At 53.6% G+C, this 26182-nt stretch carries 29 protein-coding genes; 20 read left to right on the forward strand and 9 right to left on the reverse strand.

The annotated features are described in order from the left end of the window. Positions 1 to 76: 76 nt before the first annotated feature. From JJU47_RS02215 to JJU47_RS02235, 5 genes are all read left to right on the forward strand, one after another. A complete protein-coding gene (locus JJU47_RS02215; RefSeq protein ID WP_228615911.1) occupies positions 77 to 985 on the forward strand; it encodes a TIGR01777 family oxidoreductase in 909 nt (302 codons plus the stop codon). A gap of 16 nt (positions 986 to 1001) precedes the next feature. Beyond that, entirely contained in the window at positions 1002 to 2156 is a 1155-nt protein-coding gene (locus JJU47_RS02220; RefSeq protein ID WP_228615912.1) for an amidohydrolase, read from the forward strand. Between the two features lie 177 nt (positions 2157 to 2333). After that, a complete protein-coding gene (locus tag JJU47_RS02225) occupies positions 2334 to 2900 on the forward strand; it encodes a GNAT family N-acetyltransferase (protein ID WP_228615913.1) in 567 nt (188 codons plus the stop codon). 168 nt (positions 2901 to 3068) lie between these two features. Continuing rightward, on the forward strand, positions 3069 to 3758 hold the full coding sequence (locus JJU47_RS02230) for a response regulator transcription factor (protein WP_228615914.1): 690 nt from the start codon (positions 3069 to 3071) through the stop codon (positions 3756 to 3758). Continuing rightward, entirely contained in the window at positions 3755 to 5146 is a 1392-nt protein-coding gene (locus JJU47_RS02235) for a sensor histidine kinase (RefSeq protein WP_228615915.1), read from the forward strand. The genes JJU47_RS02230 and JJU47_RS02235 overlap by 4 nt, the downstream gene beginning before the upstream one ends. Positions 5147 to 5170: 24 nt before the next feature. Here JJU47_RS02235 and JJU47_RS02240 read toward each other — a convergent pair whose 3' ends face one another. Beyond that, complete coding sequence (locus tag JJU47_RS02240) at positions 5171 to 5458, reverse strand: hypothetical protein (RefSeq protein WP_228615916.1); 288 nt, start codon at positions 5456 to 5458, stop codon at positions 5171 to 5173. A 125-nt stretch (positions 5459 to 5583) separates the two neighbouring features. Between JJU47_RS02240 and JJU47_RS02245 the strand changes: the two genes are divergently transcribed. Continuing rightward, entirely contained in the window at positions 5584 to 5790 is a 207-nt protein-coding gene (locus JJU47_RS02245) for a hypothetical protein (RefSeq protein WP_228615917.1), read from the forward strand. A gap of 32 nt (positions 5791 to 5822) precedes the next feature. On the opposite strand, the gene JJU47_RS02250 is transcribed toward JJU47_RS02245, so the two are convergent. The 3 genes from JJU47_RS02250 to JJU47_RS02260 form a co-directional block, all read right to left on the reverse strand. Next, the gene (locus tag JJU47_RS02250) at positions 5823 to 6230 is read right to left on the reverse strand and encodes a cytidine deaminase (protein ID WP_366511928.1); all 408 of its coding nucleotides are present in this window, start codon (positions 6228 to 6230) and stop codon (positions 5823 to 5825) included. A gap of 92 nt (positions 6231 to 6322) precedes the next feature. Further along, a complete protein-coding gene (gene rlmD, locus JJU47_RS02255; RefSeq protein WP_228615919.1) occupies positions 6323 to 7699 on the reverse strand; it encodes a 23S rRNA (uracil(1939)-C(5))-methyltransferase RlmD in 1377 nt (458 codons plus the stop codon). Beyond that, positions 7696 to 7905, reverse strand: coding sequence for a hypothetical protein (locus tag JJU47_RS02260; RefSeq protein ID WP_228615920.1), 210 nt, complete (start codon positions 7903 to 7905; stop codon positions 7696 to 7698). The genes rlmD and JJU47_RS02260 overlap by 4 nt, the downstream gene beginning before the upstream one ends. 85 nt (positions 7906 to 7990) lie before the next feature. Here JJU47_RS02260 and yfkAB point away from each other — a divergent pair, with 85 nt between their 5' ends. From yfkAB to JJU47_RS02275, 3 genes are read left to right on the forward strand one after another with little or no spacing between them, the layout of a single operon-like run. Beyond that, positions 7991 to 9097: a radical SAM/CxCxxxxC motif protein YfkAB gene (gene yfkAB, locus JJU47_RS02265; RefSeq protein WP_228615921.1), complete on the forward strand. Its 1107-nt coding sequence runs from the start codon at positions 7991 to 7993 to the stop codon at positions 9095 to 9097. A gap of 53 nt (positions 9098 to 9150) precedes the next feature. Beyond that, positions 9151 to 9345 (forward strand): hypothetical protein, encoded by a 195-nt coding sequence (locus JJU47_RS02270; protein WP_024371616.1) that lies wholly within the window; start codon positions 9151 to 9153, stop codon positions 9343 to 9345. A 41-nt stretch (positions 9346 to 9386) separates the two neighbouring features. After that, positions 9387 to 10529, forward strand: a complete 1143-nt coding sequence (locus JJU47_RS02275; RefSeq protein WP_228615922.1) for an MFS transporter — start codon at positions 9387 to 9389, stop codon at positions 10527 to 10529. A 38-nt stretch (positions 10530 to 10567) separates the two neighbouring features. Here the strand turns inward: JJU47_RS02275 and JJU47_RS02280 are convergent, their stop codons facing one another. Then, entirely contained in the window at positions 10568 to 10870 is a 303-nt protein-coding gene (locus JJU47_RS02280; protein WP_228615923.1) for a hypothetical protein, read from the reverse strand. A 133-nt stretch (positions 10871 to 11003) separates the two neighbouring features. Next, positions 11004 to 11939: a DMT family transporter gene (locus JJU47_RS02285; RefSeq protein WP_228615924.1), complete on the reverse strand. Its 936-nt coding sequence runs from the start codon at positions 11937 to 11939 to the stop codon at positions 11004 to 11006. A 195-nt stretch (positions 11940 to 12134) separates the two neighbouring features. On the opposite strand from JJU47_RS02285, the gene JJU47_RS02290 reads away from it, so the two are divergent. The 5 genes from JJU47_RS02290 (at position 12135) to JJU47_RS02310 (ending at position 16602) form a co-directional block, all read left to right on the forward strand. Next, a complete protein-coding gene (locus tag JJU47_RS02290; protein ID WP_228615925.1) occupies positions 12135 to 14042 on the forward strand; it encodes a heavy metal translocating P-type ATPase in 1908 nt (635 codons plus the stop codon). A gap of 117 nt (positions 14043 to 14159) precedes the next feature. Next, complete coding sequence (locus JJU47_RS02295) at positions 14160 to 15086, forward strand: carbohydrate kinase family protein (protein WP_228615926.1); 927 nt, start codon at positions 14160 to 14162, stop codon at positions 15084 to 15086. A 66-nt stretch (positions 15087 to 15152) separates the two neighbouring features. After that, entirely contained in the window at positions 15153 to 15416 is a 264-nt protein-coding gene (locus tag JJU47_RS02300; RefSeq protein WP_228615927.1) for an NUDIX domain-containing protein, read from the forward strand. A 27-nt stretch (positions 15417 to 15443) separates the two neighbouring features. Continuing rightward, positions 15444 to 15590, forward strand: a complete 147-nt coding sequence (locus JJU47_RS02305; protein ID WP_228615928.1) for a hypothetical protein — start codon at positions 15444 to 15446, stop codon at positions 15588 to 15590. Between the two features lie 67 nt (positions 15591 to 15657). Then, complete coding sequence (locus tag JJU47_RS02310; RefSeq protein WP_228615929.1) at positions 15658 to 16602, forward strand: YihY/virulence factor BrkB family protein; 945 nt, start codon at positions 15658 to 15660, stop codon at positions 16600 to 16602. A 49-nt stretch (positions 16603 to 16651) separates the two neighbouring features. Here JJU47_RS02310 and JJU47_RS02315 read toward each other — a convergent pair whose 3' ends face one another. Beyond that, on the reverse strand, positions 16652 to 17203 hold the full coding sequence (locus JJU47_RS02315; protein WP_228615930.1) for a beta-class carbonic anhydrase: 552 nt from the start codon (positions 17201 to 17203) through the stop codon (positions 16652 to 16654). 18 nt (positions 17204 to 17221) lie between these two features. Then, positions 17222 to 18121: a 1,4-dihydroxy-2-naphthoate polyprenyltransferase gene (locus tag JJU47_RS02320; protein ID WP_228615931.1), complete on the reverse strand. Its 900-nt coding sequence runs from the start codon at positions 18119 to 18121 to the stop codon at positions 17222 to 17224. 165 nt (positions 18122 to 18286) lie between these two features. On the opposite strand from JJU47_RS02320, the gene JJU47_RS02325 reads away from it, so the two are divergent. Genes JJU47_RS02325 through menC form a run of 6 tightly spaced genes read left to right on the forward strand, consistent with a single transcriptional unit; the run spans position 18287 to position 25387 of the window. Then, the gene (locus tag JJU47_RS02325; protein WP_228615932.1) at positions 18287 to 19672 is read left to right on the forward strand and encodes an isochorismate synthase; all 1386 of its coding nucleotides are present in this window, start codon (positions 18287 to 18289) and stop codon (positions 19670 to 19672) included. Next, positions 19669 to 21318 (forward strand): 2-succinyl-5-enolpyruvyl-6-hydroxy-3-cyclohexene-1-carboxylic-acid synthase, encoded by a 1650-nt coding sequence (gene menD, locus JJU47_RS02330; RefSeq protein WP_228615933.1) that lies wholly within the window; start codon positions 19669 to 19671, stop codon positions 21316 to 21318. The genes JJU47_RS02325 and menD overlap by 4 nt, the downstream gene beginning before the upstream one ends. Then, entirely contained in the window at positions 21315 to 22094 is a 780-nt protein-coding gene (locus JJU47_RS02335; RefSeq protein ID WP_228615934.1) for an alpha/beta fold hydrolase, read from the forward strand. The genes menD and JJU47_RS02335 overlap by 4 nt, the downstream gene beginning before the upstream one ends. Continuing rightward, on the forward strand, positions 22095 to 22919 hold the full coding sequence (gene menB / locus JJU47_RS02340) for a 1,4-dihydroxy-2-naphthoyl-CoA synthase (protein ID WP_034803849.1): 825 nt from the start codon (positions 22095 to 22097) through the stop codon (positions 22917 to 22919). A gap of 49 nt (positions 22920 to 22968) precedes the next feature. Beyond that, positions 22969 to 24336 (forward strand): o-succinylbenzoate--CoA ligase, encoded by a 1368-nt coding sequence (gene menE / locus JJU47_RS02345; RefSeq protein ID WP_228615935.1) that lies wholly within the window; start codon positions 22969 to 22971, stop codon positions 24334 to 24336. Beyond that, positions 24320 to 25387, forward strand: coding sequence for an o-succinylbenzoate synthase (menC, locus tag JJU47_RS02350; RefSeq protein WP_228615936.1), 1068 nt, complete (start codon positions 24320 to 24322; stop codon positions 25385 to 25387). The genes menE and menC overlap by 17 nt, the downstream gene beginning before the upstream one ends. A gap of 38 nt (positions 25388 to 25425) precedes the next feature. Here menC and map read toward each other — a convergent pair whose 3' ends face one another. Next, the gene (gene map / locus JJU47_RS02355) at positions 25426 to 26175 is read right to left on the reverse strand and encodes a type I methionyl aminopeptidase (RefSeq protein ID WP_228615937.1); all 750 of its coding nucleotides are present in this window, start codon (positions 26173 to 26175) and stop codon (positions 25426 to 25428) included. Positions 26176 to 26182: the final 7 nt, after the last annotated feature.

Genomic DNA, 26182 nt, shown 5'->3' on the forward strand with positions numbered 1-26182 from the left:
TCACTACTACGAACGGTCCGCTTTATGGGACTCATACCCGTTTTGAAATCGCTTCAATATACTGGAGGGAGACTTTATGAAAATTGCAATCACCGGCGGGACCGGGCTCATTGGCCGCCCGCTCGTCCGTGCGCTCGCCGAAGCCGGCCACCAAGTCGTCGTCTTGACGCGTAATCCGCGCCCGCGGCAAGGGGGCATCTCCTTTGTCGAATGGTTGACACCAGACAGTCATCCCGAAACCGCACTCCAAGACGTGGACGCGTTCATCCATTTGGCAGGCGCCTCGATCAACGATGGACGATGGACGCATAAACAAAAGCAAGCCATCCTCCAAAGTCGAATCGACGGCACGAAAGAAGTCGTCCGGATCATTAAAAATATGAAACGAAAACCAAGCGTCGTCATTAGCGGCTCGGCGATTGGGATTTACGGAGAAGATCGGTCGATCACTTACTCAGAGTCGACACCGCTTCCGGATCGGACAAACTTCTTAGGGAACGTTTGCGTCTTGTGGGAACAAGAGGCCGACCCGATCAAAGACATGGGCATCCGGCTCGTCTTGATGCGGACAGGCGTCGTCTTGTCCAATGACGGCGGTGCTTTCCCGCTCATGAAGTTGCCATACACGTTCGGCGCAGGCGGCCGAATCGGATCTGGGGAGCAATGGGTCCCGTGGATTCATTTAGACGACCTCGTCCGGCTCTTCGTCCATATCATCGAGACTGACACGATTGAAGGGCCTGTCAACGGGACTGCGCCGACCCCGGTCACGATGGACGAGTTCGGACAGACGATCGCCCGCGTCATGCACCGCCCCCATTGGTTCCCCGCCCCGGCCCCGCTCATGAAGGTCGCCCTCGGTGAAAAGAGTGTCATCGTCTTAGAAGGGGCGAAAGTCGTCCCGACGAAAGCGCTCAACCATGGGTTCAAGTTCCGCTATGAGACGCTCGAGCCTGCGCTAAAACAACTGTTACATTTAACTTGAGGAGGACATACGACACGTGAGTAATTTGTTAATTCGCAACGCCCATATTTATCCGATCACCGCCCCCCATTTTTACGGAGACCTTCGCGTCCGCGATGGGAAAATCGTGGAGATGGCTGAACTGCTCGACCCGATGGACGGCGAGAGCGTCGTCGAGGCGGAAGGCAACTTCTTGTTTCCAGGGTTTATCGACGCCCATACACACCTCGGTCTGTATGATGAAGGGACCGGTTCAGTCGGTAACGATGCCAATGAAACGGTCGAAGCAATGACACCACACGCCCGTGCCATCGACGGCGTCTATCCGCTTGACGAAGGTTTCCAGGAGGCGCTCATGGCCGGCGTAACAGCCGTCCAAGTCATGCCCGGCAGCATGAACGTCATCGGCGGTGTCACGAGCGTCATCAAGACGCACGGACGTTTCATCGAAGATATGATTCTCCGACGCTACGCTGGTCTCAAGATGGCTCTCGGTGAAAACCCGAAGCGCATTCACAGTATGGGGAAAACGGGAGATTTAACGAGGATGGGGATTATGGGTCTTCTCCGCGAGGCGTTCCGTACCGTCGACTCGACGAAGACGATTGGCACGTTCGGCAGCCAGATGATCCAGCTTGCTCTCGACCGGAAGATGCCGGTCCGCGTCCATGCCCACCGTGCCGACGATATTTTATCGGTCGTGCGTTTCGCCGCAGAGTTCGATCTCGACTACCGCATCGAGCATTGCACAGAAGGTCACTTAGTCGCCGAGAAGTTACGCGAACTCGGCGTGAAACACGTCACCGTCGGGCCGACGTTCACCCGAAAATCAAAAATCGAGCTTCAAAACAAGACATGGGAGACGTATCGCATCTTACATGAGCACGGCATGATCGTATCGATCACGACCGACCACCCGTACACCCCGGTCCAATACTTGAATCTATGTGCCGGACTCGCTGCGCGTGAAGGTTTGCCGGTCGATGTCGCCCTCCGTGCCATCACGATTCACCCGGCCGAGTCGCTCGGTGTCGCAGACCGGGTTGGGTCGCTTGAAGTCGGGAAAGATGCCGACCTCGTGCTCTGGAGTCACTTCCCGCTCGACTATATGTCAAAGCCGATTATGACGATCGTCGATGGTCAAATCGTCTACGCGACAGAGCGTGCTAGAACGCATCATGAGATGGACTAATTTTCATTATTTTTCATAAGCGTTTTTACGTATAATTTACTTGCATTTTTAAAAATTCTATATAAAATTATCTTGTAACTTCATAAAGCAACCAAGGCGGTTCGAACAGCGAAGCCAGAAGTATGCTTTCGTTACGACTATTCTTCAGCGGTCTGAAATAGGAGGAGGAATGTAAAGGTGCTCAAATTTCGTGAGCTCACCGACTGCGCGGAGTTGTTCGAACTGATGCAACACCCAGATGTCTTTCCGTATGTCCGTCAAAAGACGGTCCACTTTGACGAGTTTTTATTTAGCACGAAGCAAATTATCGAGCTAGAAGAGCAAGGAAACATCATCTCACGCACCATCACGAACGAGTTTGGTACCCCAATCGGGACGATCAGCTTGTTCGATGTGGAGTCCGGCTACGGATTCCTCGGTACGTGGCTTGGCAAACCGTATCACGGGAAAGGTTACAATCAAGTCGCGAAAGAAACGTTCTTCTCCGAACTGTTCTTCGAGCTTGATATTGAAAGTGTGTTTTTGAAAATCCGGAAATCGAACGAGCGTTCCATCGCCGCGGCCGAGAAATTGCCGTACGCGTTTTGCGCCAATGATATTCGCTCGGAGCTTTTAGCCGAAATCAATCAAGGGGAAGTCGAATACGTATTGTACGAAGTGTCGAAGTCGAGTTTCCAACTCTATTTGCACTCGCTTCATGCGCCTGAATTCGACCATACGTACGAGGCCCAACTCGAAGCATAAGCCAATTCTGACAAAGAATTGGCTTTTTTGTGGCGTTTTTGTGTGGATTGCGTGAGGACAACTTTACGCCAATGAATATTTCTGTTCTAATTCGAAGAGATAGGTATGATAGAAGTATGAGGGATTTGTCACATGCCCTGTTAACTGTTTTGTAAAGGAGAATGAATCATGTCAGAACCAGTGTTTCGTATCTTAGTTACCGATGATGAAGAACAAATGCGGGATTTGCTCGTTTCGAATTTAGAAAAGGAAGGCTACGAGACGGTCACCGCGACAAACGGTCTCGAAGCGATCGAACTTTTAAAAGCACAGCCGTTTCATCTCGTCCTCCTCGATGTCATGATGCCGGAACTCGATGGTCTCACGGCATGCATGCGCATTCGTGAGTTCTCAAACGTCCCGATCATCATGCTCACCGCACGTTCGGAAGAACTCGACCGGATCCACGGCTTGAAAATCGGTGCGGATGACTACATCACCAAGCCGTTCAGCCCACGCGAGTTGCTCGCCCGTATTGAAGCGACGCTTCGCCGGACGCACAACTTCTCGAAAGAACAAGAAGCGACGTTCGACGTCGGCGTGTTATCCATCGACATTGAAGGCCGGGCCGTCAGCGTCAAAGGAAAAACGGTCAACTTGACTCGAAAAGAGTTTGACCTGCTTTACTTGTTCATCACGAACGAAGATAAAGTGTTCTCTCGGGAACAACTGCTCGACCAGATTTGGGGGACCGAGTACCACGGCAACCTCCGGACGGTCGATACGCACATTAAAACGCTTCGTCTCAAACTCGGAGAAGCGGGCGGCTATATTCAAACAGTCTGGGGGATCGGCTATAAGTTCGAGGCGAACGTATGAAGCAATACACGATCCGGAAGCGGATTTGGATTACCATCTGGACAGCCAGCCTCTTCTCCGCGTTCGTGTTCATCATCATGACGTTTTACTTGTACGACAAGTTCTACATCCAGACGCAAGAAGAGCTGCTGATCAACCGCGGGGAGAAACTCGTCACGATCTACAAAGCCGACGGGTTCTCCGACGCGTTCTCGGACAGTATGACGTACACGAACGAACTGACCGAGACGAAAGTGTTCTTGTCTTCCGTCAAAGAAGATGGTCTCGGTTCGGGCAAGACGTTTCTACGGGAGCAAGACCTCGCACGCCTCCAGGACGGGTACGCCATCTCGGTCACCCGCAAGCACCCGACCGAGGATGTCGATATTCTCATGTCCGCCTTCCCGCTCATCCGTGACGGTGAACTCGACAACGCGCTCATCCTCTATATGGAGCTCAGTAAAATCAGCGAGCCGTTTCAGCCGATCCGACTCATGATCACGTTTTTGCTCGTGTTGATGATCGTCAACTTGCTCATTTTCGGCACTCAAATCATCGATACGATCATTCAGCCCCTCATTCAGATGAAACGGGCGTCCCAAGTGTATGCCAAAGGTGACTTCACACACCGCATTCCCATCTATTATGACGATGAGATCGGTGAGCTCGCCGAGACGCTCAACCGAATGGCCGAGTCGCTCGGTCTCGTCGAAGAGCAACGGAAAGAGTTTTTGGCGAACGTCAGCCACGAACTCCGCACCCCTCTCTCCTACATCCGCGGCTACACGGAGATGTTGCAAGACCCATCGATTGATGAGAAGACGCGGAAACAGTATTACGAGATTATCGAAAACGAGACGAATCGATTGCAACGCCTCGTCACCGACTTGCTCGACCTCGCCCAGCTCGAGCGCGACTCTTATCCGATGACGAAAGAGCCGGTCGTCTATTCGCAAGTGCTCGAGGACGTGCTCTACCGGTTTGAACCGATCGCCCATGCGAAAGGGGTCGCCATCGAGACGGACCTCGATTTCGAACTCATCATCCTCGGTGACCACGACCGCCTCGAGCAAGTCGTCGGGAACTTGCTCGACAACGCCCTCCGTTACACGGACGCCGGCAAATCGATTCATGTGAAGACGTTCGCCGAGGAAGGGTATGCCATCACCGAGATCCGTGATGAAGGGAGAGGCATCCCGAAAGAAGACCTCGACAAGTTGACTGAACGGTTCTACCGCGTCAACAAGTCCCGGACGCGAGAAGACGGCGGCACCGGTCTCGGTCTCGCTATCGCAAAACATATTATGGAACGTCACGGCGGCTCCATGCACTTCACGTCGGAAGTCGGTCATGGGACGACGGTCTCACTCGGTCTCCCGTTATTGCCGGACGACGAGTTCGACATATGAAAAAGGCAGCCGCGGCTGCCTTTTTCATATGTCTTTGCCTTGGAAAGACTCTTCGGATTCGTTCATGAGGCGCTCGCGTTCAGCGTGCGTCTGCGGGAATCCGTTTGCCTGCCACTCGGCCCGGTGATTCGAATCGAGTTGCGTGAGCCCTTCCTCGGCCTCATCCTTGTCCGAGTCGACGCTCTCCATCCGGTCCATCTTGCTCCATGTGTCCTCATCACGGTCTTGTGTCAACAAGGCCGCCACTTTCGGTGCCACGAGCGCTGCACCTGCGACGCCGAGCACGATGCCCATTAAAACTTTCTTATCCATACACTACCCCTCCTTAGTCACTATGTACGGATAATTCCACAGTTCTTCCGAATCGAAACCATTTCGTAAAGCGTTTACATAAATTGTGAAAGTGGAATAACAGTCAACACAAGGAGGCGACATGGATGAAAAAACGTGAACACCCGTCAAAACGTCCGTTCGACAACCCGGACGCCGTCAATACGGACAAAGACAGCATCTTCGACCAGGAAGGCATGGAAACGGTCGACCCGATTCCAGTCGAAGAACTGAATCAAGAAGTAAAAGACGAGAAACGAAAACGACACTCAAAAGACGACTCGGTTAGCGAGAAAAAATATGACAACACATAATAAAGGATGCGGAACTCGTTCCGCATCCTTTATTATGTTAAATCTTTTGGCGAGAACCCGTATGGGAGCATCTCTTCTTTTGTCATCACTTTCGTGTCTCCGGCCATGTTGGCCAAAATCAACGTGAAGTCGTCACTCGCAAACTCGGCGATGACTTGACGGCAGGCGCCGCACGGCGAGATCGGACCATCCGTGTCACCGACGACAACGACTGTCTCGATCGTCTTGCTGCCTTCCGAAACGGCCTTGAAGATGGCGGTCCGTTCCGCACACATCGACAAACCGTAAGACGCGTTCTCGACGTTACAGCCTGACACTTCTTTTCCCGTCTCATCGATGACGACTGCACCGACGTTGAACTTCGAATAAGGTGTATAGGCGCGTGACCGTGCGTCAATCGCTTTATGGACGAGCTCTTGCACTTTTTCATGTGGGATCATCTGATGTTCCTCCGCTTCTATTGATAAAAAGAAGTCTGACATCTGAACTATAACGTGAAAACGCTTTCTCAGCAAGCGTTTTCACCGTCCCGTCAATATTTTTTCTTTTTCTTTTTCTCAAAGACGACAACCGATTCGACGTGCGCCGTTTGTGGGAACATGTCATACGGCTGGACGTAGTTCACTTTGTATCCGGCTTTCATAAGTTGGTCCGCGTCACGGGCGAGCGTCTGTGGGTTACACGACACGTAGACGAGTCGTTGCGCTTTCGAAGAAATGATCGCGTTTAAAAGTTGGTGGTCCACACCGGTACGTGGCGGGTCGACGACGATGACGTCAGGAATCCATCCGTCTTTCACCCAACGCGGAATCCAATGCTCGGCCCGGCCTTCGACGTACGTCGCGTGGCTATAGCCATTTTCACGCATGTGCGCGTTCGCATCCTCGACCGCTTCCGGGACGACTTCCATTCCGCGAATTTCCTTGGCATGCGGAGCGAGCCAAAGCCCGATTGAACCGACGCCGGCGTACGCGTCGATGACACGTTCTTCGCCGGTCAAACCGGCCGCTTCGACGACTTCCCGGTACATGACTTCGGTCTGCGCCGGGTTCAATTGGAAGAATGCGCGCGGCGACAAGTGGTAATGGACGTCATCAAGTTGCTCGTCCATCTTCTCTTGCCCGGCGATATGCACGGTGCGATATCCGAAAATGACGCCTGAACGGTTCGAATTGATATTCAAATGGAACGAGACGACGTTCGGAAGCGCCATAATCCGCTCGCTCAGTTCGTCTAAGTCCGGCACGTCCTCATGGCCGACGACGAGGACGACTTGAACGTCGTTCGTCTTATAACCTGAACGGACGACGACGGTACGGGCAAAGCCTGTGTCGCGTCTCGCATCGTACACCGGGATGTCGAGTTCGTTCAAAATGCGGACGATGGCGTTGTTGATGTTCGTCGTGTCGCGCTGTTGGACCATACAGTGTTCAATCGGAACGAGTGTGTTCGAATTCGGTTTATACAGACCCGATACGATTTCGCCGCGACGGACGCTGAGCGGGAACTGCGATTTGTTCCGGTAATACCAAGGATCGTCCATCCCTTTTGTCGGACGGATGTCGGACTTATCGACGTTCAGCTTCGTCTTTTGACGGAACGCGTTGCGCACGATTTCTTCTTTATACTCCATTTGCAAACGGGCGCTCATATGTTGAATCTGACAGCCCCCGCACTCGTCGTAAATCGGGCACGGCGGCTTGACCCGTTCCGGTGAAGCGTTGTCGCGCTTGACGACACGTGCCTCAGCATAGTTGCGCTCGACGCGTGTAATCTCCACTTTCGCCTCTTCGCCTGGCAATAGGTTCGGAATAAAGACGACCATTCGATTGATGGTCGCAATCCCTTCCCCGTTGATGCCAAGACGTTCAGCGGTGACGCTCTTGTAATCTCCTACGATCAGTTTCAATGTGTTTCATCCTTTCGAGATCCTTGTTCTAAATCTTTGGCGTAACGCACGACTTTCGCGCGTAAGGAATCAATATCAGCTAGCAGGCGATGCAAATCTTCTGGCGTCGTGAACTCGTCCAACGTATTGACTGATAGACAGAGCAATTCCGTTCTCGATTTTAATACGTTCATTTTTCCAGCCGTATCTGTGCGTGATTTACCCATCTCATGATCGCTCCTTTGGTTCGTGACAAAGAGTTGTTATTATAGCATACTATTTCGTGTGACTAGATGAAAAGGTGGAATCAACATGGAAAACATCTCGATAACGTTTGATCCGTGGGAAGCATACCTCGATCAAACCGAGTTCGGTCGCCTCGTCCTTTCGAACGTCGAAGTGACGACGACCAAACTATGCAACATGCGCTGTGAGCATTGTGCGGTCGGCTATATGCTCGACCAGACCGAAACCCCTGAAGTGCCGCTCGAGCTGCTCATCTCCCGCCTCGACGAGATTAAACATTTGCGCGCATTTTCAATTACCGGCGGTGAGCCGATGCTGTCGATGAAGTCGGTCCGAAACTACGTCGTCCCGCTCCTTCGCTACGCGAAAGAACGCGGGGCCCGGACTCAAATCAACTCGAACTTGACACTCCCGTTGTCTCGCTATCATCTTATTACCCCTTACCTCGACGTTTTGCACATTTCCCACAACTGGGGAACGGACGCCGACTTTTTAGAAGGCGGTTTTGCGATGATGGACCGAAAACCGAGTGAAGAGGCGCGTTTGAAGATGCTCCAGACGATGAAAGCGAACGCCCGGGCGCTCACGTCAGAAGGCATCATCGTATCGGCCGAGACGATGCTCAACAAACGGACGATTCCTCATTTGAAGGAGATTCATGAAGAAATCGTCTCGCTCGGCTGTCAGCGTATGGAGGTGCACCCGATGTACCCTGCCGACTTCGCGAGCGCGCTCGAATCGGCCTCGCTCCCGGACATTCGCCAAGCCATCCACGATCTGCTCGATGTGCGCGATGAAAACGTCTGGATGTTATTCGGGACGTTGCCGTTTTATGCCTGCTCGGACGCTCCAGAAGACCGTGCGCTGTTAAAGCGGCTCCACGAAGCAAAAAACGTCACGGTTCGAAACGACCCGGACGGACGATCGCGCCTGAACACGAACATATTCGACGGCGAGATCATCGTCACCGATTTCGGCGACGAGCTCGGATCGCTCGGGACACTTTATGACACTTCGTTCCAAGAAGCGTATGAGACGTGGACGAATAGCGCACTGAACGCCTCGTTATCGTGCCATTGTCCAGCCGTCAAATGCCTCGGTCCGAACGCGCTCGTTAAGCAAGCCTATTATCCGAACGTCGACTTCCGAGAACGTGTCGCCGAACCGTTTTAATTCCTTCGCAAGGGGAAATATTTAGTATCTAAACTGAATCGAGGTGTGTAAAGATGACAGCGATCTATGTATTCATGATAACCGTCATGGCCATCATCATCTTCGGTGGTGTGCTCAGCATCTTATTGACAGCCGCATTCGTTTCAGACAAAGTAGACCGTGATGAAGTCTTCAGTCAAGGCAGTTGGGACGACGAGCTCTTACATTTGAACCATCTCTCCCAACCAATCGACGAAACAAAAAGCTGAGAACCTTCTCAGCTTTTTACTATGTAAAGATGAGGTGAACTATGCAGCGGTTTCGTTTTTCGATTTTATTGCTCATCGTATTTATTTCTGGTTTGATTCAAGGTGCCCTCATCCCGCTGTTGTCGACGCTCATTGAACGCGATGGCAACCCGGCGTGGCTGAACGGACTAAACGCCACGATGCTCTATCTCGGTGTCATCGTATCGGCGCCGCTCTTAGAGCGTTTCGTCCGCAAACACGGGTTTCGCCCGACGATTGTGTTAGGGATCGTCTTAACGGCGTTCGCCACGTTTTTCTTGCCGTTATGGCCAACGCTGTTATCTTGGGCCATCCTGCGCTTCGTCATCGGTTTTGGGGATTCCGCGCTCCATTACGGCTCGCAAGTGTGGGTGACGTCTGTGAGCGAGAAACGGAGCCTAGGCCGGGCGATGGCGTATTACGGTATGTCTTTCAGCCTCGGCTTTGCCGTCGGTCCGCTCATCGCACCGCTCGTCGACGTTCACTTTTGGCTGCCGTTCCTCGTGTTGATCTTCTTCTGTCTCGCGTCTCTCTTTTTAATCTTTAGAGTCGATAATGACTTCCCTGAAGCCGAGAAAGTAAAGACCGATTCGACAGGCAGAATTCGCCTCGTCTTCGTCGGGGCAGGTTACACGTTGCTCCCTGCGTTTACATACGGATTTCTTGAAGCCAGCTTGAACGCGAACTTACCTATTTTCACTGTGCGAAACGACATCGGGCTCGCCCAGACGAGTACGCTCATCACGACGTTCATCGTCGCCTCCATCATCGTGCAGCTCCCGCTCGGGCGTCTCGCCGACCATTTCGGGAAGAAACGCATCCTGCAAATCGTTTTGACGCTCGGTACGATCTTGTTCGCACTCGCGAATTTGGCCGTCGACCATTACATATGGCTGCTCGTCTTGTTTGCTTTAGCAGGTGCCGGACTCGGTTCAACCTACTCGCTCGGACTCGCCCATATGACCGAGGTGTTGCCACGCTCGTTGTTGCCGACCGGGAACATGCTTTACAGCATCGCGTTCAGCGTCGGGTCGATCAGCGGCCCGATGATCGGGGCGTTTTGGATCAGTTTGCCAAAAGAAGTGTACTTCCTCATGTATGCACTCATTCTCGGCATCCTCGCTGTCAGCCTGTTCGCGGCCAAAGCCAAACCGATTGACATCTAAAAAGGGATGGCGCTCGCCGGAGCACCATCCCTTGTCGTTTATTCTCTCGCCGGACCAACGCGTACGTCATTTCGCTCGAACGCCTGAATGAATACTTCATCGAGCGCGAACGGTTCTGTCTCAAGTGTGGCCAACACGTCCGACTTGAGCGTCACCTCGATGACCCGATCGTTGATTTGCCATTTCGTCTGAATGTCGTCGCCTTGCCTCACGGCGCGCGCATCCACCTGATCATGGTGTTCCTTCAACCCCCGACTCACGCACTTCATCACGTACTTGACGTACTCATCACGCGGCTGACGCGAGACGAGTATGTTGCGGACAATATGGTTTCTAGTCACGTTCTCTTCCTCCTTCCTTTACCAATCTGTGTACGCAAGTCTTTACGACGAAGACTGACAGTGAACTGAAAGAATTCAGAATTTTTAATATATTTTGCCATGAGAACACAATTCCGTCAACCGCGCCTCCATCTCATTTACTCACAGACCGTTTACGTCCTTGAAAGTACGTCGATAAGTAAATTCCCGAAATGACGAACAACAATCCGATGAGTGCGTTCCACGGAATTGTCTCTCCGAGCATGATACTCGATAACACTACTCCGAATAAGGGAACAAAGAACATATAGAGCGACACCCGGCTGACCGGATTATGTTTCATGAGCGTGTTCCATAACGTGAACCCGATTGCGGATAGAAGAGCCAAGTAGAGCAAGAACAGGTAAGTTTTCATCGTGTATGGCAAGAAGATGCCGCTCGGGTCGAGAACCATGCCGACGACGAGCAACCCGACCGAGCCAATGACCATTGCCCAAGCCGTCATCGGTGCGACGTCATGGTTACGCGAGTAATCTTTTGCAATCAAGTTACCGAACGCCCCTGAAATCATGGCCATAATGAGCAGCACTTCCCCAACTCCAAAACCGATCTCCGAACTCGCGGACGGCCAGTTGGCGATGACGATACCCGAGAACCCGAGTGTGAGCGCGATTCCTTTCAAGCGGTTCAACCGGTCGTCTTCATAACGGAAATGAGCAAGCGCCATTTGGAAGAACGAGGTCGACCCGGCGATGATCGAACCTTGCACCCCCGTCGACAGTGACAAGCCGACATAAAAGAACAAGTACTGTAAAAACGTCAAAAACGCACCGAGATGGGCGTACGCTTTCACGCGTTCGACCGTCAAATGGATCGGCCGTTTAAAGACCGTCCGACTGATCAACAAAAGCAACAATCCAGCGAGTAAGAAACGTTCGCCGGCAAAAATCAATTGTTGTCCGTACTCATCCGCCCCGATCTCAAGTTCCTCGTAGCTCAGTTTAATGAACGGGAAGGCGCTTCCCCATAAAAACGTATTAAGCAACGCCAATAACGTAACGGTCCAAGGTCGTTGAAAGAAGTTGGGCATGACACGAAATCTCCTTAATCTTTTAGTTTGTGAGTTGTTCTATTCCATGATAAAATGAACTTACATGATAATCATTATAAATAAGGAAGAGACGAGAAACCTTAAAAAGGCCTAAAACAGGTGAAATATAATGATAATCATCCTCATTCATTATCATTTGAATGATATATATTCTCAATTAGAAAGAGGTGCCTCATGAACACATCAACGGTCACACACGAAAAAAGCCACGTCTTCAAACGGGCAAGTTGGTTCGAACATATCGAGCTCATCATGGCGCTCATCAGCGGTGTATTGATTGTACTCGCATATATCGCCGAAAGACAAGTTGGAGCTTCTTGGATTCACGTCACCCTCTACTTGACCGCCTTTTTAATCGGCGGCTACGCCAAAGCAAAGGAAGGATTGACCGACACGTGGGAAACACGTTCGCTGAACGTCGAGCTGTTGATGATCATCGCCGCGATCGGGGCCGCTTCCATCGGCTATTGGATGGAAGGCGCCATCCTCATCTTCATCTTCGCCTTGTCAGGTGCGCTCGAGACGTACACGTTGAACAAGAACGAGCGCGCCCTCGAATCGCTGATGGAACTGCAACCGGAACAAGCGACACGCTTCAACGATGATGGCGGTTTAGATGTCGTGCATATCGACGAACTGTCGGTCGGGGACCGGATTTATGTCCGCCCCGGGGAACGAATCCCGGTCGACGGTCGGATTTTGAGCGGCAGTGCCTCAATCGAGGAAGCCGCGATCACAGGTGAATCCATCCCGGTCGACCGCAACGTCGGGGACGAAGTCTTCGGTTCAAGCGTGAACTTGAACGGTGTTTTGACGCTCGAAGTGACAAAACTCGCTACAGAGACGCTGTTCCAGAAAATCATTCAAATGGTCCAACAAGCGCAGGAAGAAAAGTCACCGTCCGCTCAGTTCATCGACCGGTATGAAGGACGTTACGTCCAAGTCGTCTTGTTCTCCGTCGCGGCCATCATTTTGCTCGGACCGATTTTCACTCCTTGGTCGCTCGAGACGAGCATCTATCGCGGGATGATCCTTCTCGTCGTCGCTTCTCCTTGCGCGCTCGTCGCAGCGATCACTCCGGCCGCTCTGGCCGCCATCGCTTCGTCAGCCAAACACGGCATCTTGTTCAAAGGCGGCGTCCATATCGAAAACATGGGTCGGCTCAAAGCGATCGCTTTCGACAAGACCGGCACGCTCACAATCGGAAAACCCGAAGTGCAGACCGTACTGCTTCACCCAAACTTCAGCCAAGCTGACGTGTACCGTATCGTCAGTTTGATCGAAGAGCACTCGATGCACCCGCTCGCCGAGGCGCTCGTGCAGTTCACGGGCAAACATACCGGTACGATGGAGCAGTTTAAAGACGTCACCGGTTCAGGCATCGAGGCAATGATTGACGGCGTCACATACCGGGTCGGCAAACAAAAATTCGCAGATGCGAGCGGTGACTTTTTCCCTGACGAAGTCGAACAATTGAAAGAAGCCGGCCATACGCTCGTCTTCATCAGTGACGAAACCCACACCCTCGGGGCTTTCGCCCTCCGCGACACGTTGCGGCCGGAAGCAAAACAAGCGATTGAGCGTTTGAACCGCCTCGGGATCGAAACGATCATGATCACCGGCGACAATGAGGCGACGGGACGGGCCATCGCGTCAGAAGCGGGTTTGACCCGCTATATCGCCGAGTGTCTGCCGGATGAGAAAGTCGAACAAATCAAGTTGTTGAAGGCAGAGTACGGTTCGATCGGAATGATTGGTGACGGCATTAACGACGCTCCCGCTCTCGCCACGGCAGACGTCGGCATCGCTATGGGGGAAGGAACGGACGCGGCGCTCGAGACGGCAGACGTCGTCCTCATGAAAAACGACCTTGTCCGTTTAAGCTCGGCGATCGAACAGTCGCGCAAGTTGAACCGGATCGTCTTACAAAACGTCGTCTTCGCTCTCGGCGTCATCCTCGTCTTGATCGTGACGAATATTTTCGAACTGCTCGTCATGCCGTTCGCCGTCGTCGGGCATGAAGGCTCGACGATCCTCGTCATCTTGAACGGTCTCCGGCTGCTCAGCTCTTCGTGGGACTGACAAATTTCGACAAGTCACGAAACCGTCATTGAAAGCAATTGTCGATTTCGCTATAATGGAAACAATGTGTCTAGCAGACCGAAATAGAAGGCAGAATGGCTAAAGGTGGTACAAGTTATGAATACGATTGCAGTGATCGGCAAAGTATTTGTCGATATTAAAGGGACCTCGTTCGCCCCGCTCCATAAAGATGCGAAAAACGTCGGTGATATTACATTCTCAAACGGTGGTACCGGTCGTAATGTCGCTCAAAATTTAGGCGTCCTCGGAAACGATGTCCGTTTCGTCTCGACTGTGACGAACGATCAAATCGGAATGGGTGTACTCGAAGAGCTCCGTGGTTTGAACGTCAACGTCGACCACGTCGACTTGCTTGAAGACAACGGTATGGGCATGTGGCTCGCAGTCATGGACAACAACGGTGACCTTCAGACGTCCATCTCGAAACAGCCGGATGAGGCGATGATGGAACAATGCATCCTCCGTCGCATCGATACGGTATTCGCCGAGAGCGAAGCCGTCGCCATTGACCTCGACTTATCGGTCAACGTCTTGAACGAAACGATTGAACTTTGCCGCGAGATGAAGCTCCCGCTGTACGGCGTGTGCGGTCATCTCTCGGTCATCGAACGCAATCGTCATTTGCTCCAAGGATTCACAGGCTTCATCTGCAGCCGTGAAGAAGCCGAGATCCTTTCGGACATGTCGATCGTCACGGTTGACGATGCCCTCCGCGTCGCTGAAGTACTCGCCATGAAAGGCGCCCCGCTCACAATCGTCACGATGAGCGAGCTCGGCGCCGTCTATGTCGACCTTCGTACGAACGAGCAAGGTCATGTACCAACGACGAAAGTGAAAGTCGCTGACTCGACAGGCGCGGGAGATTCTTTCTTCTCAGCCGTCATTTCCGAACTGATGAAGCATCACTCGATCGAAGACGCCCTCCGTCTCGGAATGCGCGTCGCCGGAAAAGTCATCGCCTCGCACGACAATGGATTGACACCTGACATGTACGCATCACTTGAACAGCCTACACGAGACTGACAAAACGCATCGGCCATCGCGTCGATGCGTTTTGTTCTCGCCTCACAATCGAAAGGAATGATTCCATTGGTTAGAACAAAACAACGAAGCGCCATTATTCTCCTCAACGAGCATGATGAAGTCGCCTTGATTCGACGCGAAAAACAGGACGTCTTATACTACGTCTTTCCCGGCGGTGGCGTCGAATATGGACACACGACCGAAGAGACTGCCGTGCGCGAAGCGTATGAAGAACTCGGCGTACACGTCGAACTCGAAGGCGTCGCCGCCCTCGTCGCTTTCAACGGTGAATTGAACCCTTACTACTGGGCTCGCGTCACTGGCGGGTAATTCGGCACCGGGACCGGTGAAGAGTTCGTGGCCGAACAAACGGAAGGATCCTACACGCCGATGTGGATCAAACGGAGTGCGCTTAGCCATCTTCCGGTCCGTCCACCTTCCCTCGCAGAACTGCTCAGCCAAAACAAAGAGCGTTTTTACGATAAAACATTGGCCGAAGACTGAATTCATGGTGTAACCTCCTGACAAAGCGGGAAGATGGTTTCTAACGATAACGTTCAGGAGGTATGCTATGGACACGAAAGAAGTGAAAGATAAAAAGAATTGGCTCGCGTTTGGGAAAGAGCTACTTCGCCGGTTTAAAGAGCACAACGTCCAAGATTTTGGTGCGACGCTCGCTTTTTTTTGGTTTTTGTCAATCTTCCCAGGAATCATCTTTATCCTCGCCTTACTGTCGTTCTTTGACATCACACAGGCGTCGTTCCAAGAACAGTTGAACAACCTGGCCCCAGGTGCGGCCGCGACCGAGTTCTTGTCAGGAATTTTTGAAGCGCTCGGGGAACCGCGCGGCGGGCTCCTCTCCATCGGTGCGATTTTAGCGATCTGGTCGGCCTCGAAAGGGGTCGAACGGTTGATCAACATGGCGATTCACGCATACGGCGAAGACAATGAGCGCAAATTCTTTGTCAGTAAAGGAATCGCCCTCGGTTTGACGTTCCTACTCGGTGTCGGTGTATTGCTCCTCATCGTCTCGAACGTCTTCGGCTCTCAAATCATCTCGTTCGTCACCCAGTTCATTCCCGTCAGCGGAGCCGAGGTCGTCTTGATCAATGTGTTCCGCTACGCGTTGACGACGGTCATCTTGATTTTGACATTGTCGATTTTTTATAAAATCGCGCCTCAGCAACACGTGTTTTGGAAAAGTACGATTCCGGGCGCCATTTTCGGGGTCATCACGTGGCAACTCGTCTCACTCGGCTTCAGTCTGTACGTGTCGAACTTCGGAAACTACGATTCGACGTACGGATCGCTCGGCGGAATTATCGTGACGCTCTTGTGGCTCCAGTTGACCGGCATGATCATCTTAATCGGTTCCGAGATCAACGCCACGTGGATGAAATTCTTCAAGTCACCAAGTGAACAGGAATACGAGCGCAACTATAAGAAAAACAAAAAGTCCAAGTCGAAAGACTCGGACGATGATTATAAAGACATCCCGATCAACACATACGGATGACTCAAAACACGGGCGGACTCTTGCGAGTCCGCCCGTTTTCTATCGTTTATCACACTTCGACGACGTCGAGGCGACCTGTCCCGGGATCGATCACAAACCCGTGAACGTTCGTCTCTGGCGGCAAGAGCGGATGATTTTTAATCAAGCTGACCGAGTTCACAACGTTCGCCTCGACCGAATCGAATCCATGCAGCCACTTCTCCAAGTCCATGCCGGACGCTTTGAGCGTTTGAAGCGTCTGAGGGTCGATCCCCCGGCGCTCCATCTCAGCGATGACCGCATTCGGATCGATGGCGGCCATCCCGCAGTCATAATGTCCGACGACGATCACTTCCTCCGCCCCGAGCGCATATAACGCGACGAGAATCGAACGCATGACCGAACCGAACGGATGCGATAGAACGGCCCCTGCATTTTTAATGATTTTGGCGTCCCCGTTTTTCAGTCCGAGCGCCTGTGGCAATAAAGCTGTCAATCGTGTGTCCATACACGTCAAAATGACGATTTTTTTATCTGGAAACTTATCGGATACGAACTGCTCGTACTGTTTTTCCGTCACGAATCGTTCGTTGAACGCTAACATTTCTTTAACGACTGACATTTTCCCCACTCCTTTACGTTATGCGATCAAGCGGGCGACCATCAGACCGATGACCATCCACGCCCCGAACAGTGTGTTGACTTTCGCTGTCATCGCCATCGCCGGCATCAATTCAACCGGTTCGCGTTTCACCCAAAACCGCTTCACTGCGCGAATCATGAGCGGAACCGTGAAGAGCGACAGCAACACCCACGGCGTCACGCCATACACAAATACACCGACGAGAATCCCGACCAATGCCGCCACGAAAAAACCTGCCAAGACGAGCACAGCCCGACGATGTCCGACGAGACACGCGATCGTCCGTCGGCCGTTCTCTTTGTCGTTATCCAAATCTCGGATGTTGTTGGCAAGTAAGATCGCACCGATCAACAACGCCATCGGGAATGAAACGATGAGCAGCTCTGTCGTCACCATGCCAATTTGGATGTAACCCGAAATGCCGATGATCACGTAACCCATGAACACTCCGGCAACGAGTTCGCCGAACGGGGTATAGGCAATCGGCAACGGACCGCCCGTATACAAATAGCCAACAACCATCGACAGCGCCCCGATCCATAATAGATGCCAGCTCGTCGACGCGGCGATGTACAAGCCGAGCGCGGCGGCAATACCGTACATTCCGAGGGCGATTGCGAGCACTTGCCCCGGCGTAAAGCCGTCACGGACGATCGAACCCCCGATCCCAATCGAGCCTTCGTGGTCGAGCCCGCGTTTGTAGTCGTAATATTCATTGAACAAGTTCGTTGCGATTTGAATCAAGACCGAGGCGATGAGCATCGCCATAAACAGCCCCCACTTCAATTCGACCTCGCCGATGACAATGAACGTCCCGAGTAGCACCGGGATAAAACTTGCCGTCAGCGTATGCGGACGAATCATGCGCCAATATGCGCCTTTTTCTCTCTGTTTCATTTCTTTCCCTCCCTTCGTTAGTTTACGTCTACGTAAAAAAATCTGTCAATGCCCGCTGCTTGAAACTGTCCCGCCCATTTCCGAGCATTTGACGGACAGTTCAGCCGTCAAGTCATGATACACTAAAAGATGAGAATTCTATTGGATTGAGGAGGCTTTTCGTTCATGCCAGATACTCAAACACACATTAAACAACGAATCGAACAGGCCCATAAACGTGCGCGCGCATGGCAACGACCTGTCCTCGCATCGTACACGTGGGAGATCCCTTCGTTCGACGCGTTTCATATTATTCAAAATACAGAGACATCACATTATTATTTCACTTCACCCGACCGGACACTCGAGATGCTCGGCTGCGCCGACGCGCTCGTCTTAAGCGCCTCCGGACCGGAACGGTTTCAGCGGCTCCAATACGACTGGAGCTTGCACCGCCGTGACGTCGATGCGACGATTTACGCGTTCTCCGGATTTTCATTCGACACGTTCGTCCGCCCGCAAAAAAACATGTGGGAAGCGTTCGGAGAAGCATCTCTCGTCGTCCCTAAATTTTTATACCGCCGTCTCGGTGACAAACATACGCTGACCGTGTCGACGCTCGTGTCAGCCAATCGTTCCGTGGAGCAATATTTGATCCAATTGGCCGATCAGCTGGCGCAGTTCAATGCGCTACACGCACCTGACGTCGAAACACCTACCTATTCGCAAGTGAAAGACGGCGTCGACCACTTTAAATCAAGCTTCCAACAAGCGAAGCAATATATTAACGAAGAAAAAGTTGAAAAGATCGTCATCGCCCGTGAAGAAATTTATCAAACGTCAGATGAGGCGTTCCCGTTCGCGCAGACACTCCGTCACTTATCGGATCAACAGCTCGGGAGCTACGTATTCTTATATCAACCGAAACGAGAAATCGGTTTTTTCGGTGCCACGCCGGAACGGTTGCTAAAAAAACAAGGTCCTTACATCGAGACGGCCGCCATCGCCGGTACGATGAAACGGCCTGACACGGACAGCGAGGCCGAGATCGCGAAAGCGCAGTTGCTTCACGACCGTAAGAACTTAGAAGAACATCAAATCGTCGTGAAAGCCATAAAAAATGCGCTCAGCCCTTACGCCGCCACCATCAAAGCACCTGAGTCGCCCCAAGTCCTAGAAACGCGTTCTGTTTATCATTTGCACACGCCGATCCAAGCGACGCTCGATACGAACGCTTCGATTTTGTCCATCATTGAATCGCTTCATCCGACGCCAGCACTCGGGGGGTCCCCGAAACGGATGTCTGTTCGTTTGCTACGTGAGATTGAACGATTCGACCGCGGTTGGTACGGTTCCCCGTTCGGTTGGTTGAACACCGACGGCGAGGGCGAGTTCGTCGTCGCCATCAGGTCCGCACTCGTCCACCATCAGTTTGTCGCCATGTATGCAGGCTGTGGAATCGTCCAAGAGTCTGAACTCGAATCAGAATTAGAAGAGACCGAGATGAAATTGAGTCCCGTCAAGCAAGCGCTCGGTTTCCATACCGTCGCCCCAGGAGGCAATCCGTCATGAACGACACGTTAACTGCATGGGTCGCCCACATGGTGAATCAGCTCGTCGAACAAGGCGTGCATGACGTCGTCATCAGCCCGGGTTCACGGTCGACACCGCTCGCTATGGCCGCATATTTGCATCCACACGTCCGCCACCATATCATCGTCGACGAACGCTCGGCCGCTTTCTTCGCCCTCGGTCTGACGCGCTCGACTGAGACGATTCGTCCGGTCGCCTTGATTTGCACGAGCGGCACGGCCGCCACCAACTACTTCCCTGCGGTCGCCGAGGCGTATATCTCTCAATTGCCGCTCATCGTCTTGACGACCGATCGGCCGCACGAGTTGCGAAACGTCGGCGCCCCGCAAGCCATCGACCAAGTGCGCCTTTACGGTGAGCACGTGAAGACGAGCCTCGACTTGCCGGTTCCGGACGCAAAAGCGCACCGTTTCATGGGACAGAGCGTCGGTCGGATCGTCCGCCTCAGCTTGCAAGCCCCGCTCGGACCGGTTCATCTGAATGTGCCGTTCCGCGAACCTTTATTACCAGACATCGAGCAGTTGACATCACTTCTCGATGCTACTCCGGAAACGTACGAAGTCGCTTACGCGCGGCCGGTCCAACACGATTTGACGCGTTTCAAGCAGACAGTCGCGGTCGATCGGATCGCTTTCGTCGTCGGACCAGGCACGCCAGCTGAATGGCTTCCGTCGATTCATGCGACAGCGACCGCTTATCACATCCCTCTCTTCGCCGATCCGCTCAGCGGGATGCGCCGATTTGAAGGAGTGTGTGTCAACTATGACACGTGGCTCGCGAGTGAACATTCCAGCGAATGGTTGCCGGATGCGATCGTCCGCTTCGGCGCCGCCCCGGTGTCGAAACGATTGAACCAATGGCTCGACGGAACGGCACAAGTCGTCATCGATCAGCCCGGATCGTTTCGTGACCCGTCAAGTCTCGCGACCGTCGTCTACGGGGACGCGCGCGATTACTTGGCCGCCTTCGACAGTCCGTCCGACGCGCGTTACGCCGATCGCTTCCTGACGTTCGAACGCGTCAGCGAGTCGGCGAAACACGGGCTCCGCGGCGAAAGCGCTTTGGCGCGCCACTTGCTTGAGACATCGATTGACCGACTCTTCGTCAGCAACAGTATGCCGATCCGCGACATCGATACGACGCTTGCATCCGGACAAGCGGTCGAAGTGCTCGCCAATCGCGGTGCGAACGGCATCGACGGAATTCTTTCAAGCGCGCTTGGCGCTTGCTACGACACAGATAAAGCGGCCCTCCTCATCGGAGATTTAGCGTTTTACCATGACAGCAACGCTTTGCAGCTACTTAAATCGCAACCGGGATCGTTCTCGGTCGTCATCGTCAACAATAACGGCGGCGGAATCTTTTCGTTCTTGCCTCAAGCAGCCATCGAGCCGCAAATGTTCGAGGACTTGTATGGCACTCCGCTCGACTTGAACATCCGGGGCTTCGCTGAAACGTACGGATTGACGTACCGTTTAGTCGAGCGACCGGAAGACGTCCGGGATGCCATCGAGACAGGTGTGCACTTGATCGAGTTTCCATCCGACCGGGCCGCGAACGTCTTGGCGCATCGAGAATGGACGGCATCCATCTGTGACCGCCTCACATTGGAGAACGGCACATGATTCGTCGCATCCGCGATGTCGCCTACGAAGTGCTTGAACGGGGGCAAGGCCGACCGGTCTTGTTGTTACACGGCTTCACCGGAAGGGCAGATTGGCTGACACGCTTCCCGAATCTTCCGGTCCGCCTCGTCGCCCCGTCGCTCCTCGCCCACGGCCAAACGGCACATGCTGAACTCGGACGCTTGCACATGAGTCAACAAGTGCGCGACCTTGCCGCCATTCTCGATACAGACGACCGCCCTTGGACGGTCATCGGCTATTCGCTCGGGGGGCGCATCGGCATGACACTCGCCATCTGCGACCGTCGCGTCGAACACTTCATCGGCATTAGCACGACACCCGGGCTCCGTCTCTCACAAGAGCGTAAAGAACGTCGCATTCAAGATGCGCAACTTGCAGCATTCATCGAACAAGCTGGCATCGAAGCGTTCGTCGATCGTTGGGAACAGCTCCCGCTCTGGCATCAGACAGCCGAGATGCGCGCTTCGCTTCGTCCCGAGCGCTTAGCGCAAAGTCCATCAGCACTCGCAAGCAGTCTCCGCGCCATCGGGACCGGCAGCATGCCGTCACTTTGGCGGGCTCTAGACCGCTTGCCTCGCACCGATTTGATCGTCGGGGAACATGACTTGAAGTTCAAAGCAATCGCGAAACAGATGAGCGACGCACATCCGCTCGTTCACATTCACGAAATTTCGGCTGCAGGCCATGCTCCACATATCGAGAACGCCCAACAATTTGGTACAATGATAGAGAAATTGATTTTAGGGGGAAATTAAATGGAATCAGTAGCAAACTGGACATCGGTCCGTACGTATGAAGACATTAAATATGAGAAGTGGAACGGGATCGCCAAAATCACCATCAACCGTCCGGAAGTGCGGAACGCTTTCCGTCCGCTCACGGTCAACGAATTGATCGACGCGTTCGCCCGCGCGCGCGACGACAAAGAAGTCGGCGTCATCATCTTGACAGGTGAAGGCGAAAAAGCGTTCTGCTCAGGCGGAGACCAAAAAGTTCGCGGTCACGGCGGTTATGTCGGCGACGATGAGATTCCACGTTTGAACGTCCTCGACCTTCAACGTTTGATTCGCGTCATCCCAAAACCGGTCATCGCCATGGTCGCCGGATTCGCCATCGGAGGCGGACATGTGTTACACGTCGTCTGCGACTTGACGATTGCCGCTGACAACGCCCGTTTCGGACAAACCGGACCAAAAGTCGGATCGTTCGACGCTGGATACGGATCAGGTTACTTGGCGCGCATCATCGGCCATAAGAAAGCCCGTGAAATTTGGTACCTCTGCCGTCAATACGACGCGCAAGAAGCGCTCGACATGGGACTTGTCAACACGGTCGTCCCGCTCGAACAGCTCGAAGCCGAGACGATTCAGTGGTGCCAAGAGATTTTGCAACACTCACCGACGGCGCTCCGTTTCTTGAAAGCAGCAATGAACGCCGACACGGATGGCCTCGCCGGTCTTCAACAGCTCGCTGGAGATGCGACGCTTCTCTACTACACGACAGACGAAGCAAAAGAAGGACGCGACGCGTTCAAAGAAAAACGCGACCCGGACTTCGGTCAATTCCCGCGTTTCCCGTAAACCGTAACAGAGTAGCGATTTCGCTACTCTTTTTTTGGAGGTGACAATCATGAACGATTTAACGAACCATCCGAGCGATGCCATCGCCCTCGTCACACCACAACGGCGTTTGACGTGGGGCGAACTCGCTGACGAGAGCGCCCGACTGGCTCTTCATATGCGAGAAGTCGCTGGAGACGCGCGGCACATCGGGCTGTACGCGGCGAACAGCGCCGACTACGTCATCGCCATTCACGCGGTCCAGTCACTCGGAAAAGTGCTCGTGCCTTTGAACACGCGATTGACACGGAGCGAACTCGAGACCCAACTCCTGACGGCAGACGTCGATTTGTTGCTCGTCGACGAACCGCTCGACTTCACGCTCCCGCAAGTCCACGTGACGACACGCGGCGAAGCCGGGCTCACTGAGCGACATACGTGGCGCCCAGATGAGGTCATGTCACTCATGTTCACTTCCGGGACGACCGGTCGGTCCAAAGCCGTACGACAGACGTACGGAAACCATAAAGCGAGCGCAGAAACGGCCCGGATTCACCTCGGTTACGAGGCGTCCGACCGGATGCTCGTCGTCACCCCGCTGTTCCATATGAGCGGACTCGCCCAAGTCTATCGCTCTGCCATCTTCGGGTCGGCGCTCTACGTCGAACCGAGATTCGATGTGACCCGCACATGTGAACTGATCGAACACGAACAGATCACACACGTATCGCTCGTCGCCGTCATGCTCGATCGCTTGCTTGCAGCCGGGCTGTCCCGCCACGCGTTGCGAGTCATCCTCGTCGGAGGCGGCCCGGTGCCAAAACCGCTTCTCGAAGAGGCTGAGCGCCGGCAATTGCCGATCGCCCAGACGTACGGGATGACCGAGACGTGTTCGCAAGTAGCGACGCTGCTTCCGTCCGAGGCACTCGTCCATCTCGGGTCGAGTGGACGAGCCATTTCACCGACGCGAATCCGGATCAATGCGGACGGAGAAATCGAAGTGAAAGGTCCAACCGTCACCCCCGGTTACTATAACGAGCCGGAGGCCGACACGTGGACGCCAGACGGTTATTGGCGGACCGGGGATCTCGGCATGTTGAAAGACGGCTATTTGTTCGTTCAAGACCGCCGAAGCGATTTGATCATCTCTGGCGGTGAGAACGTCTATCCCGCCGAAATCGAGAGCGTGCTCCGCCGCTGTCCCGGCATTCTAGATGTCGGTGTCGCCGGAAAAGCCGACTCGACATGGGGCGCCGTTCCCGTCGCCTATATCGTCGGGACGTATGACCCCGAGGAAGTCAAGCGCCTTCTCCACGACCACCTCGCCAGTTACAAACATCCGAAAGCGTTCATCACCGTCGACGAACTGCCTCGCAACGCGAACGGGAAGCTGATGCGCCATCGTTTAAAGGAGACCGCCTATGATTCAACGAGCTGATTTATACGTCGTTCCTCTGACGTTCAAACACCCGATCGTGACCGCTCATTCCGTCCTCTCGACGAGACGGACCGTCATTCTCCGGCTCGAGACGAAAGACGGGGCCGTCGGTTACGGGGAAGGCGTCGCCTTTGAGACGCCTTGGTATACGTCAGAGACCGTCCGTTCGACGCTTGACGTGTCGGCATTGATCGCCAAACTGATAGACGGGCATGCGGTCACCCCGCAATCGTTCGCCACGTCCGTCCGCTCCATCATCGGACACCCGATGGCGAAAGCGATGTGGGAACATGCGCTATGGGAGATTGAGGCCGTCCGCCAGAACGTGTCGTTGAAACAGCTGCTCGGGGCGGGCGACACGGTCGCTTGCGGGCGAACGATCGGCATCGGCTTGTTGACCCAGACGATGAAATCGATTGAGCAGGCGCTCACAGACGGATTCGAACGGATCAAGCTGAAAGCGGCACCGGATGATTTGCTCCAGGCATTGAATGAAGTTCGAACGGTGTTCCCGGATGCCCCGCTCATGATCGATTTGAATGGAAGTGCCCGCGACCAATCGTTGGCGTGGTTCGAACAGTTGGATGCGCAACGGCTGCTCATGATCGAACAACCGTATCCGAGCGGACATTGGGTCGCATCCGCTGACCTGCAATCCAAGCTGACGACACCGATCTGTCTAGATGAATCGATCTCATCGCATGAAGATGTCGAAACGATGCGACGTTTAGACGCCGGGCGCATCATCAATATTAAACCGGCCCGCATCGGCGGATTGACCGAGGCGCTCGCCATGCGCCAAAGCGGAGTGCCGTACTGGGTCGGTGGAATGTATGAATCCTCGATCGGGCGCTACCATACCCTTCTCTTCGCCTCGCTGAGCGGTGCGGCGTATCCGGCCGACATGGCCGGGACGAGCGCTTATTTCGAGACGGATTTGCTCGACACTCCGCTCGAAGTCGAAAACGGCAAGCTCATCATCCCGGACCAGCCATCGCCGTGCTTAAAAACAGTTCAACGATTGGCCGAACAGACGATTCAACTCATATAAAAAAAGCAGGTGACTTTTCAGTCATCTGCTTTTTCCATTCAACGGAACGAACCCGTCAACACTTCATAACCGTCCTCTGTCACGACGACGGTATGTTCAAATTGCGATACGAAGCTATTGTTAGGCGTGAAGAGTGACCAGCCATCTTCTTCTGATTGATAGACGACCTCGTCTTTCGTCGAGATGAACGTCTCGACGGCGATCACTTGACCGACTTTTAAAATGTCGTTCTCTTCCCGGTTATAGTAGTTCGAGATGGACTCCGGTTCCCCGTGCAGCGTCCGCCCGAGGCCATGTCCGGCCAAGTTACGGATGACGGTGAATCCATTTTTGCGCGCGTCCGCATAGATCGCTTTCCCGATTTGGTTGACTTTCGTCCCGGCTTTGACTTTGCTCAGACCGGCCTCGAGCGAGGTGAGCGATACTTCGACGAGACGTTCGTGCTGTGACGATTTTGGCGTACCCGCGATAACCGTCCGGCCCGTGTCCGCATAATAGCCGTCTTTCACAGCGGATACGTCGATGTTCACAAGATCCCCGTCTTCGATGACAAGTTCTCCAGGAATACCGTGCGCCGCCACTTCATTGACGGAGATACACGTGTAACCTGGGAACTCGTACATCGTGATCGGCGCCGAGGCGGCACCTTCAGCTTCCAAAATTCGCTGTCCGATCTCATCCAGTTGTTTCGTCGTCATTCCCGGCGTGACGGCTTTCGCCATCTCATCACGGGCCAACGCGACGATCCGTCCAATTTCCCGTAAAGCGTCATAATCATAGTCAAGCATCATTCAT

It is taken from the genome of Exiguobacterium sp., assembly GCF_020832205.1.
In the GTDB taxonomy this organism is placed as follows: Bacteria; Bacillota; Bacilli; order Exiguobacteriales; family Exiguobacteriaceae; genus Exiguobacterium.

Bases quoted from the DNA above. Each gene is read 5' to 3' on its own strand.
- JJU47_RS02215 (WP_228615911.1), top strand. From the start codon at position 77: ATGAAAATTGCAATCACCGGCGGGACCGGGCTCATTGGCCGCCCGCTC.
- JJU47_RS02230 (WP_228615914.1), top strand. From the start codon at position 3,069: ATGTCAGAACCAGTGTTTCGTATCTTAGTTACCGATGATGAAGAACAA.
- JJU47_RS02235 (WP_228615915.1), top strand. From the start codon at position 3,755: ATGAAGCAATACACGATCCGGAAGCGGATTTGGATTACCATCTGGACA.
- JJU47_RS02240 (WP_228615916.1), bottom strand. From the start codon at position 5,458: ATGGATAAGAAAGTTTTAATGGGCATCGTGCTCGGCGTCGCAGGTGCA.
- JJU47_RS02245 (WP_228615917.1), top strand. From the start codon at position 5,584: ATGAAAAAACGTGAACACCCGTCAAAACGTCCGTTCGACAACCCGGAC.
- JJU47_RS02250 (WP_366511928.1), bottom strand. From the start codon at position 6,230: ATGATCCCACATGAAAAAGTGCAAGAGCTCGTCCATAAAGCGATTGAC.
- JJU47_RS02260 (WP_228615920.1), bottom strand. From the start codon at position 7,905: ATGGGTAAATCACGCACAGATACGGCTGGAAAAATGAACGTATTAAAA.
- yfkAB (WP_228615921.1), top strand. From the start codon at position 7,991: ATGGAAAACATCTCGATAACGTTTGATCCGTGGGAAGCATACCTCGAT.
- JJU47_RS02270 (WP_024371616.1), top strand. From the start codon at position 9,151: ATGACAGCGATCTATGTATTCATGATAACCGTCATGGCCATCATCATC.
- JJU47_RS02275 (WP_228615922.1), top strand. From the start codon at position 9,387: ATGCAGCGGTTTCGTTTTTCGATTTTATTGCTCATCGTATTTATTTCT.
- JJU47_RS02285 (WP_228615924.1), bottom strand. From the start codon at position 11,939: ATGCCCAACTTCTTTCAACGACCTTGGACCGTTACGTTATTGGCGTTG.
- JJU47_RS02290 (WP_228615925.1), top strand. From the start codon at position 12,135: ATGAACACATCAACGGTCACACACGAAAAAAGCCACGTCTTCAAACGG.
- JJU47_RS02295 (WP_228615926.1), top strand. From the start codon at position 14,160: ATGAATACGATTGCAGTGATCGGCAAAGTATTTGTCGATATTAAAGGG.
- JJU47_RS02310 (WP_228615929.1), top strand. From the start codon at position 15,658: ATGGACACGAAAGAAGTGAAAGATAAAAAGAATTGGCTCGCGTTTGGG.
- JJU47_RS02315 (WP_228615930.1), bottom strand. From the start codon at position 17,203: ATGTCAGTCGTTAAAGAAATGTTAGCGTTCAACGAACGATTCGTGACG.
- JJU47_RS02320 (WP_228615931.1), bottom strand. From the start codon at position 18,121: ATGAAACAGAGAGAAAAAGGCGCATATTGGCGCATGATTCGTCCGCAT.
- JJU47_RS02325 (WP_228615932.1), top strand. From the start codon at position 18,287: ATGCCAGATACTCAAACACACATTAAACAACGAATCGAACAGGCCCAT.
- menD (WP_228615933.1), top strand. From the start codon at position 19,669: ATGAACGACACGTTAACTGCATGGGTCGCCCACATGGTGAATCAGCTC.
- JJU47_RS02335 (WP_228615934.1), top strand. From the start codon at position 21,315: ATGATTCGTCGCATCCGCGATGTCGCCTACGAAGTGCTTGAACGGGGG.
- menB (WP_034803849.1), top strand. From the start codon at position 22,095: ATGGAATCAGTAGCAAACTGGACATCGGTCCGTACGTATGAAGACATT.
- menE (WP_228615935.1), top strand. From the start codon at position 22,969: ATGAACGATTTAACGAACCATCCGAGCGATGCCATCGCCCTCGTCACA.
- menC (WP_228615936.1), top strand. From the start codon at position 24,320: ATGATTCAACGAGCTGATTTATACGTCGTTCCTCTGACGTTCAAACAC.
- map (WP_228615937.1), bottom strand. From the start codon at position 26,175: ATGCTTGACTATGATTATGACGCTTTACGGGAAATTGGACGGATCGTC.